Genomic DNA, 18,292 nt, shown 5'->3' with positions numbered 1-18,292 from the left:
GTTTGCGCACTGTCCCCATCCTACAATGGCGCTTTCCCTTGACCTCCGGAGCCGCCGCCATGCTAACGATCGAACAACAAGAACAATACCAACGCGACGGCTACATCATCCTGCCCGATTTCAAGGCAGCGGACGAAATCGCCGCCTTGCGCGCACGCGCCGAGCAGATTGTCAACGAATTCGATCCCGGCGTCAGCCAATCCATCTTCACCACGCGCGACCAGGCGAAGAACACCAACGATTATTTTCTCGCCTCCGACAACACCATCCGCTGCTTCTTCGAGGAAGAGGCATTCGGCCCGGACGGCCAGTTAAAACAGGCCAAGTCCCTGTCGATCAACAAAATCGGCCACGCCATGCATGACCTGGATCCCGTCTTCCGCGCTTTTTCGGCCGACCCGAAACTGGCCGAGGTGGCGCGCGACCTGGGCTTGGCGGACGCGCAGGTCTGGCAATCGATGTACATCTTTAAACAGCCCGGCATCGGCGGCGAAGTGCGCTGGCACCAGGACGCCACCTACTTCGAAACCACGCCGATCAGCGTGACCACGTTCTGGTTCGCGCTGGAAGACGCGACCCTGGACAACGGCTGCCTGTGGGCGGAACCGGGCGGCCACCGCGGCCCCCTGCGCGAACGCTTCATCCGCAACGGCAATGCCGTGCGCGTGGAAAAACTCGATGCCATGCCCTGGCCCGACGACAGCACGGCCGTGCCACTGGAAGTGAAGGCGGGCGCGCTGGTCTGCTTCCACGGCTTGCTGCCCCATTACAGCGCGCCAAACCGCTCGCCCGTTTCACGCCATGCCTACACCCTGCACGCCACCGATGGCCAGACCGAATACGCGGCCCACAACTGGATACAGCGCGACGCGGCGTTTCCCGTGCGGGGCTTCGTCTGATGCGCATCCAGGTTTTCGCCGCCCACTGGGGCAATAACGAGCTGGCGCCCCAGGTCTTCATTGACAAGGTAGCGGCGGCCGGCTTCGACGGCATCGAAATGTCGCTGCCGCTGGACGCCGCCCTGCGCGAGGAATGGACGGACCGCATCGCCAGGGCGGGACTGGAACTGATCGCCGCGCAGTGGGAAACCGTGTTCCACAGCGACTTCGATCTGCACCGCGCCGCCCTGGCCGAGCTGCTGGAAAACGCCTGCCTGGTGCGCCCCGTGCTGGTCAACACGCACACGGGCAAGGATTACTACACCCCGGCGCAAAACGCGCAGCTGATCGACCTGGCCGCCGCCATCTCGGAAAAGCACGGCGTGCCCATCGTGCATGAGCTCCACCGCAGCCGCTTTTCCGGCCACCCGATGCTGCTGCTGCCGTATCTGCGGCAGTACCCGCACCTGCCATTGACGGCCGACCTGTCGCACTGGTGCTGCGCCTGCGAATCGCTGCTGGAAGACCAGCCACAGACCCTGGCACAAGTGCTGCCGCTGGTGCGCCATGTGCATGCGCGCGTGGGCCATGCACAGGGGCCGCAGGTGGCCGACTTCCGCGCGCCGGAAGCGAAGCAGGCGCTTGACGCCCACCTGGCGTGGTGGGATGCCATCGTCGCCCTGCGCCGCGCGGCCGGTGCCGAGCGCATGACGTTTACGCCGGAATTCGGTCCCGCGCCCTACCTGCAAACGCTGCCGTACACGCAGCAGCCCGTCAGCGATGCATGGGAACAGAACGTCGCCATGCTCGAACTGCTGCGCGCGCGTTACGCCGGGTAGGCGCCGCGCATTGCAATTAGGTAGTGCGCTATATATACTGTGCCAATGGATACCACCACTTCTCCCAACCCGCTGCACCAGGTGCCGCGCCTGGACAGCCAGCTGTGCTTTGCGCTGTACTCGACCTCACTCGCCATGAACAAGCTGTACCGCAAGCTGCTGCGCAAGCTCGGACTCACGTACTCGCAATATCTGGTGATGATGGTGCTGTGGGAGCGCGACGGCTTGACGGTGTCGGAAGTGGGCGAGCGCCTGTTCCTCGACTCGGCCACCCTGACGCCCCTGCTCAAGCGCATGGAGCAAGCGGGCCTGTTGACGCGCACGCGCGCCGCCAGCGACGAGCGCCAGGTCATCATTTCGCTCACGGAGCAAGGCGACCAGCTGCGCCACGAGGCGGCCCTGCTGCCCGAAGCCATCCTGACGGCCAGCCATTGCAGCGTGGAGCAGGTTGTGGACATGAAACAACAACTGAACCAGTTGCGCGACAGCCTGATGAAAAGTGAGTAAAAGCGCCGCTTTTCCGAGCAAAATCAGGTAAAGCATCACCCGGACGGCGCCAGGCAAAAGCTGGCGCACAATCCGCCTTTCTTTATTACAAATCGATACAAGGATGGCCACACCCTGCGTATAGAATAGTTGCCACTATTTCCTTACAACAACACCAGGGTGACCATGCGCATACCTTTCGGCTCCGTAGCCTCGTTGGCTCTATGTTTTACCGTGTCGGCGTTCGCCGCCGAACCATTCGACGACAAGTTCCGCCAGCTCGACGAAGTGCTGCCCACCCCGAATACCTACCGCACCGCCTCCGGCGCGCCGGGCCACGCCTACTGGCAGCAACGTGCCGATTACACCATCCGCGCCACCCTGGATGAAGCCAAACGCGAGATCGCCGGCAGCGGCAGCATCACCTACCACAACCAGTCGCCCGACACCCTCGGCTACCTGTGGCTGCAACTGGACCAGAATATCTACAAACCCGATTCCGACGCGCGCCGCATGACCACGGCGCCGTCGCGCCAGGCGTGGGCCAAAACGGCGGGCGACGAGACCATGAAATTCGAAGGCTTGCGCGGCATGCTGGCGCGCGGCGACTTCCAGGGCGGCTTCCATATCCGCGCCTTGAAAGGCGCGGACGGCCAGCCGCTGAAATACGTAGTGAACCGCACCATGATGCGCGTCGACCTGCCGCAGCCCCTGAAGCCGGGCCAGGATTTCGTCTTCCAGATCGACTGGGATTACCGCATCAACGAACAGAAGGTGCTGGGCGGGCGCGCAGGCTATGAAGTCTTCGACGACAAGAACGCCCTGTTCGAAGTGGCGCAGTGGTTTCCCCGCATGGCGGCCTACTACGACGCGGCCGGCTGGCAGCACAAGCAGTTCCTGGGCTCGGGCGAATTCACGCTGGAGTTTGGCGACTACGACGTGCAGTTGACGGTTCCCGCCGACCATATCGTCGCCGCCACGGGCGCGCTGCAAAATCCGCAGGAGGTGCTGTCCGCCGCGCAGCGCGAGCGCCTGGAGAAGGCCCGCGGCAGCGACAAGCCCGTCGTCATCGTCACGCAGAAAGAGGCGGAAGCGGCCGAAAAAACGGTGAGCCGCGCGCAAAAGACCTGGCATTTCAAGGCGGCCAACGTGCGCGACTTCGCCTGGGCATCGAGCCGCAAGTTCATCTGGGATGCGCAGGGCTACAAGAAGGGCGGCAGCGATGTGATGGCCATGTCCTACTATCCGAAAGAGGGCAATCCGCTATGGGAGAAATACAGCACGCAAGCCATCGTGCACACGATAGAACAGTACAACAAGTACAGCATAGCCTACCCGTATCCGACAGCCATTTCCGTCAACGGCCCCGTGGGCGGCATGGAGTATCCGATGATCTCGTTCAATGGCCCGCGTCCCGTGAAAGACAAGAAAACGGGCGAGCTCACGTATTCGAAGCGCACCAAGTATGGCTTGATCGGCGTGATCATCCACGAAGTGGGCCACAACTACTACCCGATGATCATCAACTCGGACGAGCGCCAGTGGACGTGGATGGATGAAGGCCTCAACACCTTCGTGCAATACCTGGCGCAGCAGGCCTGGGAAGAAGACTACCCTGCCTCGCGCGGCGAACCGCGCGAGATCGTCGACTACATGCGTAGCCGCGACCAGGTGCCCATCATGACCAATTCCGAGTCCCTGCTACAGTTCGGCAACAACGCCTACGCCAAGCCGGCGGCGGGCCTGAACATCCTGCGCGAAACCATCCTCGGACGCGAACTGTTCGACTACGCGTTCAAGGAATATGCGCAGCGCTGGAAATTCAAGCGTCCCACGCCGGCCGACTTTTTCCGCACCATGGAAGACGCCTCCGGCACGGACCTCGACTGGTTCTGGCGCGGCTGGTTTTATACCACCGATCCGGTCGACATCAGCATCGATGGCATCAGCGAATACGGCGTGAGCTCAAAAGATCCCGCCACGGAAAAAGCCTGGAAAAAGGCGCAAAAGGCCGCCCAGCCGGAATCGGTGACGAGCCGCGCCAACAAGGGCATGCCGCGCCGCGTCGATGCGCACCCGGAGCTGAAGGATTTCTACAACCAGCACGACGATTTCACGGTGACCAACAAGGACCGCAACGCCTACGCCGAAGCGCTGGCCAGCCTGGAGCCGTGGGAAAAGGACCTGCTGAAACAGGGCAAGCACCTGTACCTGGTCGACCTGTCGAACGTGGGCGGCATGGTCATGCCCCTGATCCTCGAGATCGAACTGAAAAGCGGAAAAAAGTACGTGGAGCGCGTGCCGGCCGAAGTGTGGCGCTACTCGCCAAAAAAGATCACCAAGGTCGTCATCACGGATGAACCGATGGTGGGCCTGGTGCAGGACCCGTACTGGGAAACGGCCGACATCGACACCAGCAACAATAGCTGGCCGAGAAAGATCACGCCATCGCGCCTGGAACTGTTCAAGAGCGAAAAATCGCCCAAGGATAACCTGATGCGCGACTTTCATACGCCGTTGAAAGGCAGCGGCGCGACCAAAGGCGACGAGGCGTGAAGCGCTGGCGCCTCCTCGCTTGCGCCGTGCTGGCCTGCGCCAGCATGGCGGCCGGCGCCCATAACTTCCACATGGGGATCGCCGACATCAGCTACAACGCTGCCAGCGGCAGCACGGAAGTGGTGCACACCTACACGGGCCACGACGTCGAGGCGCTGCTGACAAACCTGTACCAGCGCCGCTTCGACCTGGGCCAGGAAGACAGCGAAGCGGCCCTGCGCCGCTATGTCGAAAAACAGTTTTACCTCGTGGCGCCGGACGGCAAGCGCTTGCGCCTGAACTGGGTCGGCATGAAGGTCAATGCCGACAATGTGGTGATCTTCCAGGAGATCGAACGCACGCGCCTGGCGCCCGCCACGCGCATCCATAACCAGTTGCTGATCGACTTCCTGCCCAGCCAGCGCAATACCCTCAACGTGCAGGACAGCGGCAGCATCCAGACGCTGATTTTCGACCGCCAGAACACGGAATTGCCGATCCGCTAAGCCCCAGTACACCCATGACGCCACGCTCTCTTCCCCTGCTCCTCGCCGCCCTGTTTTCACCCGCCGCCGTCCATGCCGACGACATCTTCCAGCGCGTGCTGGTCGACGGTTCGCGCCTGAACCAGCTGGGCGTGGCCGATTCGGCCAACGCGGGCAGCGTCACGCAACAGCAACTCGACGCGCGCACCAGCTACCGGCCCGGCGAATTGCTCGAAGCCGTGCCGGGGCTGATCGTCAGCCAGCATAGCGGCGAGGGCAAGGCCAACCAGTTCTACCTGCGCGGCTTCAACCTCGACCACGGCACGGACTTGCGCACCAGCGTCGACGAGATGCCCGTCAACCAGCGCAGCCATGGCCACGGACAGGGCTGGACGGACCTGAACTTCCTGATCCCCGAACTGGCCATGCGCCTCGATTACAAAAAGGGGCCGTACGCGGCGGCGCAAGGCGATTTTTCCTCGGCGGGAGCGGCGTCCATCGTCTATGCGAACCGCCTGACGCAAGGTATCGCCAGCGCGGGCATGGGGCAAAACGGCTTTCGTCGCGCCCTGCTGGCCGATTCGTTTGACGCAGGCGACGGCAGCCTGCTGTACGCGCTCGAAGCGCAGCATAACGATGGCCCGTTCACGCAGCCGGACCGCTACCGCAAGCGCAATGGCGTGCTGCGCTACAGTCAAGGCTATGCCAACAACGGCTTCAACGTCACGGCCATGGCGTACGACGCCAGCTGGAACGCCACCGACCAGATTCCGCTGCGCGCCGTGCAGGACGGTAGCCTGGGCCGCTTCGACGCCATCGATGCCAGCGACGGCGGCAAGGCGCAGCGCTACAGCCTGTCGGGCGCCTGGCGCCAGACGACGGACGACGTGTCGTCCAGGGTCAGCGCGTATGTGATCGCCAACCGCCTGGCCCTGTTCTCGAATTTCACGTATGCGCTGGACGACCCCGATAACGGCGACCAGTTCGCCCAGCCCGACCGGCGCGTGACGTCAGGCCTCGATGCCAGCCATACCTGGCACCGTCACACGGACAGCGGCAGCAGCGACACCACCATTGGCCTGCAGCTACAGAACGACAATATCCACAATGGCCTGTACAACACGCGCCAGCGCCAGATCCTGTCGACCACGCGGCAAGACCATATCGTCGAAACGAGCATCGGCGTGTATGGCGAAAACAGCACGCGTTGGTCGCGCTGGCTGCGCACCGTGGCCGGCCTGCGCGCGGACGCCTACCGCTTCGACGTGCGCAGCGACCGCGCCGCCAATTCGGGCCAGGCCAGCGACCATTTGTTCAGTCCCAGCCTGAGCGTGATCGCGGGGCCGTGGCGCGACACGGAAGCGTACTTCAACATTGGCAATGGTTTTCACAGCAACGACGCGCGCGGCACGACGATCGCCATCGATCCGAAGACGGGCGAGGCGGCCGACAAGGTCACGCCCCTGGTGCGCTCGCGGGGGCTGGAACTGGGCTTGCGCAGCGCCGCCATCGCCGGCCTGCAAACCTCGCTGTCGCTGTACCGCCTGGACTTCGATTCCGAACTGCTGTTCATCGGCGACGCCGGCGCCACGGAAGCGGGCCGCCCCAGCCGCCGCTACGGCATCGAGTTTTCCAGCTACTACAAGGCGGCCAGCTGGCTGTCGCTGGACCTGGACCTGGCGTATGCGCGGGCGCGCTCGCGCGGCAGCGATCCGGCGGGCGACTTTATCCCCGGCGCCATCGAAGGCGTAGCCCAGCTGGCCATGACGGTGACGCCGCGCGGGCCATGGTCAGGCTCTTTGCGCCTGCGCTACTTCGGCCCGCGCCCGCTGATCGAAGACAACAGCGTGCGCTCGTCGGCCAGCGTGGGCTTGAACGGGCGCATCGCCTACCAGATCGACAAGACCTTGCGCGTGGAGGTCGAAGGCTACAACCTGGCCAACCGGCGCGACTCGGCCATCGATTACTACTATGCCTCGCGCCTGCCCGGCGAGGCGCTACCGGTCGACGATATCCACTTCCATCCGGTGGAATCGCGCTCGCTGCGCCTGACCCTGGTAAAGAATTTTTAACTCGACAAGCATAATTCCTGGCGGACGTAGCACAAGAGTCGCCGCGAAGTCGTAGAATGCCAGGCTGGATAAACTGAGACAGGCCGCGTTCCGGCCCGCACCGCCATGAGCACTTCCGCACCGATCTTTACCGACCCGTCCCACATCAAGGACGCCTTGCGCGATGACGGCTATGCCGTGCTGCGCCCGCAAGACGTGGCGGCGCTGTCCGGCTGCCCGCTGGCCGCACTGCGCGCGCTCGAACCGAGCTGGAATACCCTGGCGCTGGACAATTACCTGAAGGATGGCGGCCGCTATCGCCGCCGGCGCCACTCGTGCTTCGTGCAGGATGGCGCGCGCCTGACGCAGACCGCGCACCGCCCGCACTGGCAGCCGGTGGAATACAACGCCCTGCATGGCGGCATGCACCGCCTGTTCGAACCGGTCGAGCCGGCCATCGTCGCGCAGGCGGCATGGCAGCAGCTGATCCGCGCGCTGGGCGACGCCTGCTCGCAGGTCAGGGGCAGCCAGCCGTGGTTCATCGAGGCGCACCAGTTCCGCATCGATACGACCGATGGCATCGGCCGCCCCACGCCGGAAGGCGCGCACCGCGACGGCGTCGATTTCGTCGCCGTACTGCTGATCGGACGCGAGCAGGTCAAGGGCGGCGAGACGCGCATCTTCGAAGCCAATGGTCCCAACGGCAAGCGCTTTACCCTGACCGAGCCATGGTCGCTGCTGCTGCTCGACGATGCGGCGGTGATCCACGAATCGACGCCGATCCAGCCCATCGGCGAACATGGCCACCGCGATACGCTGGTGCTGACGTATCGCGCCGGCCAGTTCCAGGGTGAAAACTGACAGGCGGCCACAGCATTCCCTGTGGCCAAAATAGTTACTTGGAAGTTACTTTTGCAGACCTAAATCCGATATAGTCATACGATGTCGATATTGTGCGCTCATTGCGCCCAGCATCACCACACTGAAATCCTAGGAGAGGTCTGTGGACTCCAACAACCAAATCAAGCCTGACGAAATCGAGATCCTGATCGTCGAGGACAGCCCGACCCAGGCGGAGCGCTTGCGCCGCCTGATCCAGTCGCTGCACTACAGCGCGCGCGTGGCGGCGAATGGCCAGCTGGCCCTGGCCGCCATCCGCGAGCGCAAGCCGCACCTGGTGCTGTCCGATATCGTCATGCCTGAAATGAATGGCTACGACCTGTGCCGCGCCATCAAGACCGATCCGACCCTGCGCGACATTCCCGTGATCCTCGTCACCTCGCTCAACGACCCGAAGGACATCATCCGCGGCATCGAATGCGGCGCCGACAATTTCATCCGCAAGCCATATGCGGAAGACTACCTGCTCAACCGCATCAGCCACATGCTGATGAACCAGAAGCTGCGCAAGAACCAGAACGTGGAAATCGGCATCGCCCTGTACCTGGGCGACCAGAAGCACTTCATCAACGCGGAACGCCAGCAAATCCTCGATTTGTTGATCTCCACGTATGAGCAGGCGGTGCAGGTCAACGGCGAACTGCAGGCGCGTGAACGCCAGGTGATCGAATTGAACATGCGCCTGGCGCACCATGCGGCCGAACTGGAAACCATCAACCGCGAAATCGCCCTGAAAAACCTGGAGCTGGCCGAGGCCAGCCGCATGAAGTCCGCCTTCATCGCGAATATGTCGCATGAACTGCGCACGCCGCTGAACGCCATCATCGGGTTTACCGGCGCACTGCTGATGAAACTGCCCGGCCCCCTGACGTCCGACCAGGACAAGCAACTCAACACCATCCGCGCCAGCGCGCGCCATCTGCTCTCGCTGATCAACGACATCCTCGACGTGGCCAAGATCGAGGCGGGCAAGCTGACCCTGTCGATCGAACCCGTGCACTGCCAGGAGCTGATGGCCGAAGTGGCCGACACCTTGCGCCCGCTGGCCCAGCAAAAGGGCCTGACGCTGGAAATGGCACTGGGCGATGCGGGCCAGCCGCCCGCCATCATCGACACGGACCGCCGCGCGCTGACGCAAATCCTCATCAACCTGCTCAACAACGCCATCAAGTTCACGGAACAGGGCACGGTGCGCATCAGCCTGTCCCAGCGCGAAGAAGACGGCGCGCTGGTGACGGAAATGAGCATCGCCGACAGCGGTGCCGGCATCAAGGAAGAAGACCAGGCCAAGCTGTTCCAGGCCTTCTCGCAGCTCGATTCCACCTCCACGCGCCACGTGGAAGGCGCGGGACTGGGCCTGTACCTGTGCCAGAACCTGGCCAACGCCATCGGCGGCGCCCTGTTCTTCAATAGCGACTACGGCTCCGGCAGCACGTTTACGCTGGCCCTGCGCAGCAAGCCCTGATTCGAGTGCGCCGCAGCATGAATTCTGCATATTTTGCCATCTGAAGCAGATCGATACCGTAGTTCTACGGTATTGCACTGCACCATTTTCAGCGCTATAGTGGAACTGTCTCCTCCAATTTGTTCTCCGAACATTGGATTACGCCCGCGAATACAACCGCGGGCTTTTTTTTGCCTGCGTTTTACATTATCTTCATTTTTCCTTAACTAAATCAATCGATTTAGTTATATCAAACGCTTGAGATATGTGTTTAAATCTCCGGCATGATTGAAAAAAACATTTCCCATACATCAGTTGCCGACGACGTGCGCAAGCCCCGTTCCGACGGCGAACAGTCGCGCGAGCGGCTGCTGCATAGCGCCATCCGCCTGTTTGCCGAGCAGGGCTACGCCAAAACGTCCACGCGCGAACTGGCGCAGGCGGCCGGCACCAACGCGGCCGCCATCCGCTACTATTTTGGCGACAAGGCGGGCCTGTACCGTGCCGCCTTCGCGCAGCAATCGTCGGACCCGCAAGACAATATCGCCCTGTACGAGCAGCCCCATTTCACCCTGCGCCAAAGCCTGGAAGGCTTTTATGCGCAATTGCTCGCGCCCATGCAGCAGGGCGAGATCGCGCGCGACTGCATGCGCCTGTGGTGCCGCGAAATGCTCGAACCGACGGGCCTGTGGGCACGCGAGATCGACCAGAACATCCGTCCCGAGCACGAGGCGCTGACGCGCGTGCTGGCGCGCCACCTGGGCGCGCCCGACAACAGCGACGACATGCACCGGCTGGCGTTTTCCATCGCCTCGCTGGCCCTGCAGCACATGGTGGGCGCCGAGGTGCTGCAAACCTTGCGTCCGCAATTGCTGGAAACGCCGCACGCCATCGATACCTGGCTGGCGCGCATGACCGACTACGCGCTGGCCATGGCCGACGTGGAGCGCCGGCGCCTGGCCACTCCGCCCTCTCCCCCTACCGCTCAACGACAAGCAGAAGGACCAGCATGACGACTATTCGATGCACCGTTCAACGCGCCCTCGCCGCCAGCATCGTGCTGGCGCTGGGCGGCTGTGCCCTGCAGGGCCCGCCCGCGGCGGTGGCCGCCAGCGCGCCCGCGCAATGGCAGGCGCCGCTGCCGCATAACGGCAAGCTGACGGACCTGGCCAGCTGGTGGCAGGGCCAGGGCGACAGCCTGCTGGTGGAATTGATCATCGATGCGCAGCAGGTCAGCCCCACCATCGCCGCCGCCGGCACGCGCATCGTGCAGGCGCGCGCGGACAGCATCGCCAGCGGCGCCGCGCTGGCGCCCAAGCTCGATGCGACCGGCAGCGTGGTGCGCACCAGCCAGCAATCGGCCCAGCCCGGCGGCACCACCTCGCAGGCCGCCTTGCAGGCGTCGTGGGAAATCGATGTGTTTGGCGCCAACCGCGCCACGCGCGATGCGGCGCAGGAGCGCTACGACAGCGCCCGCGCGCTCTGGCATGAGGCCCGCGTGTCGGTCGCCGCCGAAGTGGCGAACCAGTACTACGCCTTGCGCACCTGCCAGCAACTGCAGGCCGTGGCCGAACAGGATGCCGTCTCGCGTCGCGACTCGGCGCGCCTGACGGAACTGAGCGCCGGCGCCGGCTTCCAGCCGCCCGCCAACGCCGCCCTGGCCCGCGCCAGCGCCGCCGAAGGCGCCAGCCGCGCCATCGAACAGCGCGCCGCCTGCGATGTGAATGTCAAGGCGCTGGTGGCCCTGTCGGCCGTGCCGGAAGAGACGCTGCGCCAGAAGCTGGCGGCCAGCCCCTTTGTTGCGCCCTCGCCCGTGGCGATTGCGCAACTGCCGGCGCAAACCCTGGGCCAGCGTCCCGACATCTACAGCGCCGAGCGCGAAGTGGCGGCCGCCAGCTTTGAAGTGCGCGGCGCGCAGGCGCAGCGCTATCCCCGTCTGAGCCTGGCCGGCTCCATCGGCAAGGGCAATATCCGCGCTGGCGGGACCAGCATCACGGCCAGCACCTGGAGCATCGGTCCGCTGGCCGTCAGCCTGCCCATCTTCGACGGCGGCACCCGCCGCGCCCAGGTCGATGCAGCCACGGCGCGCTACGACGAAGCGGTGGTGAAGTACCGCGCCGGCGTGCGCCAGGCCGTGCGCGAAGTGGAAGAGGCGCTGGTCAACCTGGCCAGCACGGACGAGCGCAGCGGCCACGCGACAACGGCCCTGGAAGGCTACCGCGTGTCGTTCGTCGCCACCGAAGACCGCTACAAGAATGGCCTGGCCAGCCTGATCGAACTGGAAGACGCGCGCCGCACGCGCCTGGCCGCCGAAAACACGGTGGTCAACCTGGAGCGCGAACGCAGCGCCGCCTGGGTGGCGCTGTACCGCGCCGCCGGCGGCGGCTGGAACAGCAGCAACGCCATCGCCAACAATGCCCCCTGACGGATACGACAACATGAAAAAAATGACCTTGAAACCGATGGCGCTCGCGCTGGCCGCCCTTTGCGTGATGCTGGGCGCCGGCGTGGCCCTGTACTCTCCTTCCTCCACGGCGGCCGACGACGCCAAGGATAAAAGCGCGGCACCAAAGCCTGCGCTCACCGTCACCACGGCCAAGCCGCAAACGGCCAGCCTGCCCATCAAACTGAAGGCCAACGGCAACGTGGCCGCCTGGCAGGAAGCCGTCATCGGTAGCGAATCGAACGGCTTGCGCCTCACCGACGTACGCGTGAATGTCGGCGACGTGGTGCGCGCCGGCCAGGTGCTGGCCGTCTTCTCGAACGACACGGTCAACGCCGACGTGGCGCAGGCGAAAGCGGCGGTACTCGAAGCGGAAGCGAATGCGGCGGAAGCGGCCGCCAACGCCCAGCGCGCCCGCTCGCTGCAAAGCACGGGCGCCATCAGCGCGCAGCAGATCAGCCAGTACCTGACGGCCGAACAGACAGCCAACGCGCGCATTGCCTCGGCCAAGGCGCAGCTGGCGTCGCAGCAGCTGCGCCTGAAATACACGCAGGTGGTGGCGCCCGACAGCGGCATCATCTCCTCGCGCTCGGCCACCGTGGGGTCGGTGGTGGGCGCCGGCACGGAACTGTTCCGCATGATCCGCCAGGGCCGCCTCGAATGGCGCGCCGAAGTGACGGCCACCGAGCTGCTGAACCTGAAACCGGGCACGCTGGCGCAAGTGAAGGCGGCCAATGGCAGCGTGTTGACGGGCAAGGTGCGCATGATCGCCCCCACCGTCGATCCGCAGACGCGTTCCGCCCTCGTATACGTGGACCTGCCGGCCAGCAGCGGCAACAATGCGCCGTTCAAGGCCGGCATGTACGCCAGCGGCGAATTTGAACTCGGTACCTCGGGCGCGCTGACGGTGCCGCAACAGGCGATTGCCGTGCGCGATGGCTTCAGTTATGTCTTCCGCCTCAATGCCGACCAGCGGGTCAGCCAGATCAAGGTGCAGGCCGGACGGCGCCTGAGCGACCGCATCGAGATTGTAGGCGGCATCACGGCCGACACGACGATTGTCGTCAGCGGCGCCGGCTTCCTCAATGACGGAGATTTGGTCCGTAATGTGAAAAACCCGGTTCAGACGCCGGTGGCAGCACCGGCAGCGAAAAAGTAAGGAGAGGCCATGAACTTTTCCTCCCTCTCGATCAAGAATCCGATCCCGGCCATCATGCTGTTCGCGCTGCTGACCCTGGCCGGCCTGCTGGCCTACAAGGCCAATCCGGTGCAGGATTTCCCTGACATCGAACTGCCCATCGTCACCGTCAGCGCGGTGTTGCCCGGCGCCGCGCCGGCCCAGCTGGAAACGGAAGTGGCGCGCAAGATCGAAGACTCCGTCGCCACCCTGCAAGGCGTGAAAAACATCTACACCAAGGTGCTCGATGGCGTCGTCACGGTGACCGTCGAATTCATCCTGGAAAAGCAGATCGCCGAAGCCGTCAACGATGTGCGCGATGCCGTCGCCCGAGTGAAAGCGGACATGCCGGCCGAGTTGCGCGACCCCACCGTCACCAAGGCGTCCACCGCCGGGCGCGTGGTGCTGACCTTTATCGCCACGGCGAAACCCGGTGTCGATAATCCGCTCGACGCGCCCGACCTGTCCTGGTTCGTCGACAACACGGTGGCCAAGCGCCTCTTGACAGTACCCGGCGTGGGCGCCGTCAACCGCGTGGGCGGCGTCTATCGCGAGATCCAGGTGGAGCTCGACGAGGCGCGCATGGCCGCATTGAAAGTGTCGGCCCTCGACGTCTCGCGCCAGCTGCGTCTGGTGCAGCGCGAAGCGCCTGGCGGCCGGGGCGACATCAGCGGCGCCGAACAATCGGTGCGCACCATCGCCACCGTCAAGACGGCCGATGAACTGTCGCGCGTGGAAGTGCCGCTGCCGGACGGCCGCCATGTGCGTCTGGACCAGGTGGCCACGGTGCGCGACACCATTGCCGAACCGCGCGCGCTGGCCGAGCAGGATGGCAAGACCGTGGTCGCTTTCGAGGTGTTCCGCACCAAGGGCGCCAGCGAAGTGGCTGTCGCCAAGGGCGCACGCGAGGCCATCGCCGATCTGCAGAAAGAAAATCCCAGCGTGGTGCTGCAGCAGTCGATCGACAATGCCTTCCCCGTCGAGGAAAACTTCGTCGGCTCGATGGAGCTGCTGTACGAAGGCGCGCTGCTGGCCGTACTGGTGGTGTGGTGGTTCCTGCGCGACTGGCGCGCCACCCTGGTGGCAGCCGCCGCCCTGCCCCTTTCCGTGATGCCGGCTTTCCTCGGCATCTACTGGTTCGGCTACACGCTCAATACCGTCACCCTGCTGTCGCTGGCGCTGGTCGTCGGCGTGCTGGTCGACGACGCCATCGTGGAAATCGAAAACATCGAGCGCCATCTGCGCATGGGCAAGTCGCCCATGCAAGCGGCCATGGAAGCGGCCGACGAAATCGGCATGGCGGTGATCGCCACCACCTTCGCGCTGGTGGCCGTGTTCCTGCCGACGGCCTTCATGAGCGGCATTCCAGGCCTGTTCTTCAAGCAGTTCGGCTGGACGGCCGTGCTGGCCGTGCTGGCCTCGCTGGTGGTGGCTCGCCTGCTCACGCCGATGATGGCCGCCTACATATTAAAACCGCTGCCGCACAAGGAAGAACAGGATGGCTGGCTGATGACGCGCTACCTGCACGTGATGCGCTGGTGCCTGAACCACCGCGGCGTCACGGCGATCGCCGCGGCCCTGTTCTTTGTCGGCGCCATCCTGCTGGTGCCGCTGCTGCCGACGGGGTTCGTGCCGGCCGCCGACCGCGCGCAGACGCAGATCAACCTGGAATTGCCGCCCGGTTCCACCCTGGCCGAAACGCAGGCCGTGGCAGCCATGGCGCGCGACGCGGCCATGCAGACGCCGGGCATCAAGGGCGTCTTCAGTTCGATAGGCGGCGGCTCCAGCGGCGATGCCTTCGCCCCCGGCGCGGCGGCAGAGGCGCGCCGCGCCGTGCTGACCCTGACCACCGTGCACCGCACCGAACGCAAGGAATCGATGGCGGGCCTGGAAACGCAGCTGCGCCACAAGCTCGATACGATCCCCGGCGCCCGCTTCACGGTGGGCCCGCCCGACACGGGCGTCAAGATGCAGCTGGTGCTGCGTTCGGAAGACCCGGTGGCGTTGATGGCGGCGGCGCAAAAGGTCGAGCGCGAGCTGCGCGGCCTGAAAGGCATCGGCAACGTCAATTCCAGCGCCTCGCTGGTGCGCCCGGAAATCATCGTGCGTCCCGATTTTGCCAAGGCGGCAGACCTGGGCGTGACGGCGGCGGCCATCGGCGAGACGGTGCGCGTGGCCACGGCCGGCGACTACGATACGGACCTGACGAAAATGAACCTGCCCGAACGGCAAGTGCCGATCCGCGTCAAGCTGCCCAACAGCGTGCGCGCCGACCTGGCCGCCATCGAGCGCCTCAGCGTACCCGGCAAGAATGGCCCCGTGCGCCTGGCGAACGTGGCCAGCGTGACGATGGAAAGCGGCCCGGCGCAGATCGACCGTTTGAACCGCAGCCGCAACGTGACCCTCGACGTGGAACTCGGTTCGCGCACCCTTGGCGAATTGAATGAAGAAGCGCGCGCGCTGCCGTCGATGAAGAATTTGCCGCCGTCCGTGAAGATCGCCGAACTGGGCGACGCACAGGAAATGGCTTCGCTGTTTGCCAGCTTCGGCCTGGCCATGCTGATCGGCGTGCTGTGCATCTACTGCGTGCTGGTATTGCTGTTCAAGGACTTCATGCAGCCGGTGACCATCCTGGCGGCGCTGCCCTTGTCGATCGGCGGCGCCTTCGTGGCGCTGCTGATCACGGGCAGCGCCCTGTCGATGCCGTCGATGATCGGCCTGATCATGCTGATGGGGATCGTCACGAAGAACTCGATCCTGCTGGTCGACTATGCGATCCTGGCGCGCCAGGCCGGCATGAACCGCTTCGATGCGCTGGTCGACGCCTGCCACAAGCGCAGCCGCCCCATCCTGATGACGACGATTGCCATGGGCGCCGGCATGATGCCGCTAGCGCTGGGCTGGGGCGCCGACCCCAGCTTCCGTTCGCCGATGGCGATCACCGTCATCGGCGGCCTGATCACCTCGACTTTATTGAGCCTGCTGGTGGTGCCGGCCGTATTCACCTATATCGACGACCTCGAGCACCTGCTCAAGCGCGGCATGGCGAAACTGCGCCGCCAGCAGGCGCCGCTGCGGCGCGATGACAGGGTGGCGCTGGAAAAATAAGCGCCACGGTTGATTGAAAAATCGCCCCCTGCGGGCAAGGAAGCGAGGGACGGGCCGCCAGGCCGCGCTCCCTCGCTGCCATCTATCTGGCATACTGCGCCCATTCTCCATGAACGCAATCTGCCCTGCCTATGAATTACCGCACCCCGCTCGTCCTGCTGATGGTCTCCGCACTGCTCGGCGCCTGCTCGGAAAAAACCGCGCCCGCCAAGACGGCTGAACTCGCCGACGCGCCGGCAGCAGCCGTCGAACCGGCGCCGGCCGACATTGTGCCGCCGCCTGCCGCCACAGCCTCCAAGACCGACGAGATGAACACGCCGCAGGCGCGCGAACGCGAAGCAGGCATGATGCGCGCCGTCTTCGGCAAGGGATACCGCAGCGACAGCGAGGATGCGCTGGCCGACCTGCCGGACCCCGACAACCATGTCGATAGCCTCAGCTACGTGGTCAGCGCCATCAGCCACAAGCTCTTGCCAGATGGCCGCGCCATCCTGGTGGCGAATGCGGAAACAGCCAACACGGAAGGCACGGCCGAATCGGCGCACGCCTCGCCGGGACTGTTGAACGTCTTTTTCCTGGCGCCCAAGGGCCAGCCGGACGAAGGCCAGTGGCAAGTCGTGAAACGGCTGGAAAACATCGCCGCCCTGGGCTCGTCGGGACAGCTCGGTGAAGTCCACTGGGTCATGCTGGGCGCGAACAAGCCTGGGCTGGCGATCCGCCATGGCTATACGGGCCAGGGTTACACCATCACGCAACTGGCCCTGTTTGAAATCGGCGACGGCAAGGTCACCTCACTCGATGGCGCCATCGACCTGTACTCGGACAACATGGGCGCCTGCGGGCCTGAAACGGACGAGTGCTGGCTGGTCAGCGGCAAGTGGCGCTTCGCCACGGCGCGCAATGGCGGCGCCTACGACGACTTGCTGATCGATTTCACGGGCGCGTCCGAAAAGATCAAACCGGGCGTCACGGTCAAACCGGACCAAGACCCGCCGCGCATCGCCACGCCGCTGAACGGCCATGCGCGTTATGGCTTCGATGGAAAAGGATACAAACTGGTCGAGGGCAAAAATACGGTGCCTGGCGTCTGAGCCAGGCACCGGCAAAAAATCAGCGGCGCGCCGCCTCCAGGCGCACCAGCAGCGGCGCATACATAGCCCGCGTATGGCTGCTCCAGCGGGCCATGGCGCTGTCGATATCGAGCAGCAGGCGTTCCGACAGCACCTTGTCGCCCTGCTGCAGCGCCCAGATCGCGCATTCGGCGCGGCAGTCGAAGCTGTTGTAGCGCGTCAGCGCGTCGTCAAATTCCGCCTTCGCTTCCACCTGGCGCCCGCTTTGCGCCAGCGCGCGGGCCGTCAGCAGCGACACCATCTCGGGACGAAAATGCATATCCGTGCGGCGGATGAATTCCAGGTGCGTCAATGCCTCGGCGCCGCGCGCGCACTCCAGGTAGGCGCGTGCCGCGCCCAGGCGAATTTCCAGGTCCGATGAAAACGCTCCCCGCAAGCAGGCCTCATACGTCGATGCCGCTTCCTGCGCATTGCCCGCTTCGAGCAGCGCGCTGGCCAGGCGCATCTGGTTTTGCGCCGTCGGCGTGTACTCGAAGGCGGCCTTCGCCTCACGCAATTCCCGGTTCGGATCGAGCACCTGCACGGCCACCGAAGCGACCTTGCGCGCGCTTTGCGGCAGGCGCGAATTGGGCAGGTAGATGGCGAAGAAATACACCACGCTGCCCAGCAGCGGGAACATGAACAAAATGAGCAGCCAGTACAGCTGCTGCCCGTTGCGCACCACGTGAATCGCAAAAAATACCGCGATCAGGATGTGGATGCCTATGCCAAAAATCGTCATGCTGCGACCTCGTTGGTTCGTGATGGGAGCGGCTGGCACCATGCCGCCGCTTTCCCCGGTCAGAATATTACACTGGCGATGCCGTGCACACGCGC

14 protein-coding genes are annotated in these 18,292 nt (G+C 64.5%); 13 read left to right on the top strand and 1 reads right to left on the bottom strand.

The features are described from left to right. Positions 1–59: 59 nt before the first annotated feature. The 13 genes from KY494_RS23105 (at position 60) to KY494_RS23045 (ending at position 17,437) form a co-directional block, all read left to right on the top strand. Positions 60–899: a phytanoyl-CoA dioxygenase family protein gene (locus KY494_RS23105; protein WP_219888378.1), complete on the top strand. Its 840-nt coding sequence runs from the start codon at positions 60–62 to the stop codon at positions 897–899. After that, the gene (locus tag KY494_RS23100) at positions 899–1,717 is read left to right on the top strand and encodes a sugar phosphate isomerase/epimerase (protein WP_219888377.1); all 819 of its coding nucleotides are present in this window, start codon (positions 899–901) and stop codon (positions 1,715–1,717) included. The genes KY494_RS23105 and KY494_RS23100 overlap by 1 nt, the downstream gene beginning before the upstream one ends. A 45-nt stretch (positions 1,718–1,762) precedes the next feature. Further along, complete coding sequence (locus KY494_RS23095; RefSeq protein ID WP_219888376.1) at positions 1,763–2,224, top strand: MarR family winged helix-turn-helix transcriptional regulator; 462 nt, start codon at positions 1,763–1,765, stop codon at positions 2,222–2,224. Between the two features lie 165 nt (positions 2,225–2,389). Further along, positions 2,390–4,759 carry a M1 family metallopeptidase gene (locus KY494_RS23090; RefSeq protein WP_219888375.1) on the top strand — a complete coding sequence of 790 codons (2,370 nt, stop codon included), beginning with the start codon at positions 2,390–2,392 and terminating at the stop codon, positions 4,757–4,759. Then, a complete protein-coding gene (locus tag KY494_RS23085) occupies positions 4,756–5,244 on the top strand; it encodes a DUF6702 family protein (RefSeq protein WP_219136602.1) in 489 nt (162 codons plus the stop codon). Before KY494_RS23090 ends, KY494_RS23085 begins: the two co-directional genes overlap by 4 nt. Positions 5,245–5,258: 14 nt before the next feature. Next, a complete protein-coding gene (locus tag KY494_RS23080) occupies positions 5,259–7,295 on the top strand; it encodes a TonB-dependent receptor (RefSeq protein ID WP_219888374.1) in 2,037 nt (678 codons plus the stop codon). A gap of 105 nt (positions 7,296–7,400) precedes the next feature. Continuing rightward, positions 7,401–8,135 carry a 2OG-Fe dioxygenase family protein gene (locus tag KY494_RS23075; protein ID WP_219888373.1) on the top strand — a complete coding sequence of 245 codons (735 nt, stop codon included), beginning with the start codon at positions 7,401–7,403 and terminating at the stop codon, positions 8,133–8,135. 142 nt (positions 8,136–8,277) lie between these two features. After that, positions 8,278–9,639, top strand: a complete 1,362-nt coding sequence (locus KY494_RS23070; protein WP_219888372.1) for a hybrid sensor histidine kinase/response regulator — start codon at positions 8,278–8,280, stop codon at positions 9,637–9,639. Between the two features lie 263 nt (positions 9,640–9,902). After that, positions 9,903–10,631 (top strand): CerR family C-terminal domain-containing protein, encoded by a 729-nt coding sequence (locus KY494_RS23065; protein ID WP_219888371.1) that lies wholly within the window; start codon positions 9,903–9,905, stop codon positions 10,629–10,631. Further along, a complete protein-coding gene (locus KY494_RS23060) occupies positions 10,628–12,043 on the top strand; it encodes an efflux transporter outer membrane subunit (RefSeq protein ID WP_258194379.1) in 1,416 nt (471 codons plus the stop codon). The genes KY494_RS23065 and KY494_RS23060 overlap by 4 nt, the downstream gene beginning before the upstream one ends. Before the next feature lie 13 nt (positions 12,044–12,056). Next, positions 12,057–13,220 carry an efflux RND transporter periplasmic adaptor subunit gene (locus KY494_RS23055; RefSeq protein ID WP_219888370.1) on the top strand — a complete coding sequence of 388 codons (1,164 nt, stop codon included), beginning with the start codon at positions 12,057–12,059 and terminating at the stop codon, positions 13,218–13,220. 9 nt (positions 13,221–13,229) lie between these two features. Then, the gene (locus KY494_RS23050) at positions 13,230–16,346 is read left to right on the top strand and encodes an efflux RND transporter permease subunit (RefSeq protein WP_219136596.1); all 3,117 of its coding nucleotides are present in this window, start codon (positions 13,230–13,232) and stop codon (positions 16,344–16,346) included. A 131-nt stretch (positions 16,347–16,477) separates the two neighbouring features. Then, complete coding sequence (locus tag KY494_RS23045) at positions 16,478–17,437, top strand: hypothetical protein (protein WP_219888369.1); 960 nt, start codon at positions 16,478–16,480, stop codon at positions 17,435–17,437. Positions 17,438–17,456: 19 nt separating this feature from the next. Here KY494_RS23045 and KY494_RS23040 read toward each other — a convergent pair whose 3' ends face one another. Further along, positions 17,457–18,197 carry a tetratricopeptide repeat protein gene (locus tag KY494_RS23040; RefSeq protein ID WP_219888368.1) on the bottom strand — a complete coding sequence of 247 codons (741 nt, stop codon included), beginning with the start codon at positions 18,195–18,197 and terminating at the stop codon, positions 17,457–17,459. Positions 18,198–18,292: the final 95 nt, after the last annotated feature.

The organism is Janthinobacterium sp. PAMC25594 (assembly GCF_019443505.1).
Lineage (GTDB): Bacteria > Pseudomonadota > Gammaproteobacteria > Burkholderiales > Burkholderiaceae_D > Janthinobacterium.
This window is presented reverse-complemented; position numbering and strand designations above follow the sequence as displayed.

Excerpts from the sequence above, each read along its gene's own strand:
- KY494_RS23065 (WP_219888371.1), top strand. The coding sequence starts at position 9,903 with ATGATTGAAAAAAACATTTCCCATACATCAGTTGCCGACGACGTGCGC.
- KY494_RS23040 (WP_219888368.1), bottom strand. The coding sequence starts at position 18,197 with ATGACGATTTTTGGCATAGGCATCCACATCCTGATCGCGGTATTTTTT.
- KY494_RS23095 (WP_219888376.1), top strand. The coding sequence starts at position 1,763 with ATGGATACCACCACTTCTCCCAACCCGCTGCACCAGGTGCCGCGCCTG.
- KY494_RS23075 (WP_219888373.1), top strand. The coding sequence starts at position 7,401 with ATGAGCACTTCCGCACCGATCTTTACCGACCCGTCCCACATCAAGGAC.
- KY494_RS23100 (WP_219888377.1), top strand. The coding sequence starts at position 899 with ATGCGCATCCAGGTTTTCGCCGCCCACTGGGGCAATAACGAGCTGGCG.
- KY494_RS23105 (WP_219888378.1), top strand. The coding sequence starts at position 60 with ATGCTAACGATCGAACAACAAGAACAATACCAACGCGACGGCTACATC.
- KY494_RS23055 (WP_219888370.1), top strand. The coding sequence starts at position 12,057 with ATGAAAAAAATGACCTTGAAACCGATGGCGCTCGCGCTGGCCGCCCTT.
- KY494_RS23080 (WP_219888374.1), top strand. The coding sequence starts at position 5,259 with ATGACGCCACGCTCTCTTCCCCTGCTCCTCGCCGCCCTGTTTTCACCC.
- KY494_RS23090 (WP_219888375.1), top strand. The coding sequence starts at position 2,390 with ATGCGCATACCTTTCGGCTCCGTAGCCTCGTTGGCTCTATGTTTTACC.
- KY494_RS23050 (WP_219136596.1), top strand. The coding sequence starts at position 13,230 with ATGAACTTTTCCTCCCTCTCGATCAAGAATCCGATCCCGGCCATCATG.
- KY494_RS23045 (WP_219888369.1), top strand. The coding sequence starts at position 16,478 with ATGAATTACCGCACCCCGCTCGTCCTGCTGATGGTCTCCGCACTGCTC.
- KY494_RS23060 (WP_258194379.1), top strand. The coding sequence starts at position 10,628 with ATGACGACTATTCGATGCACCGTTCAACGCGCCCTCGCCGCCAGCATC.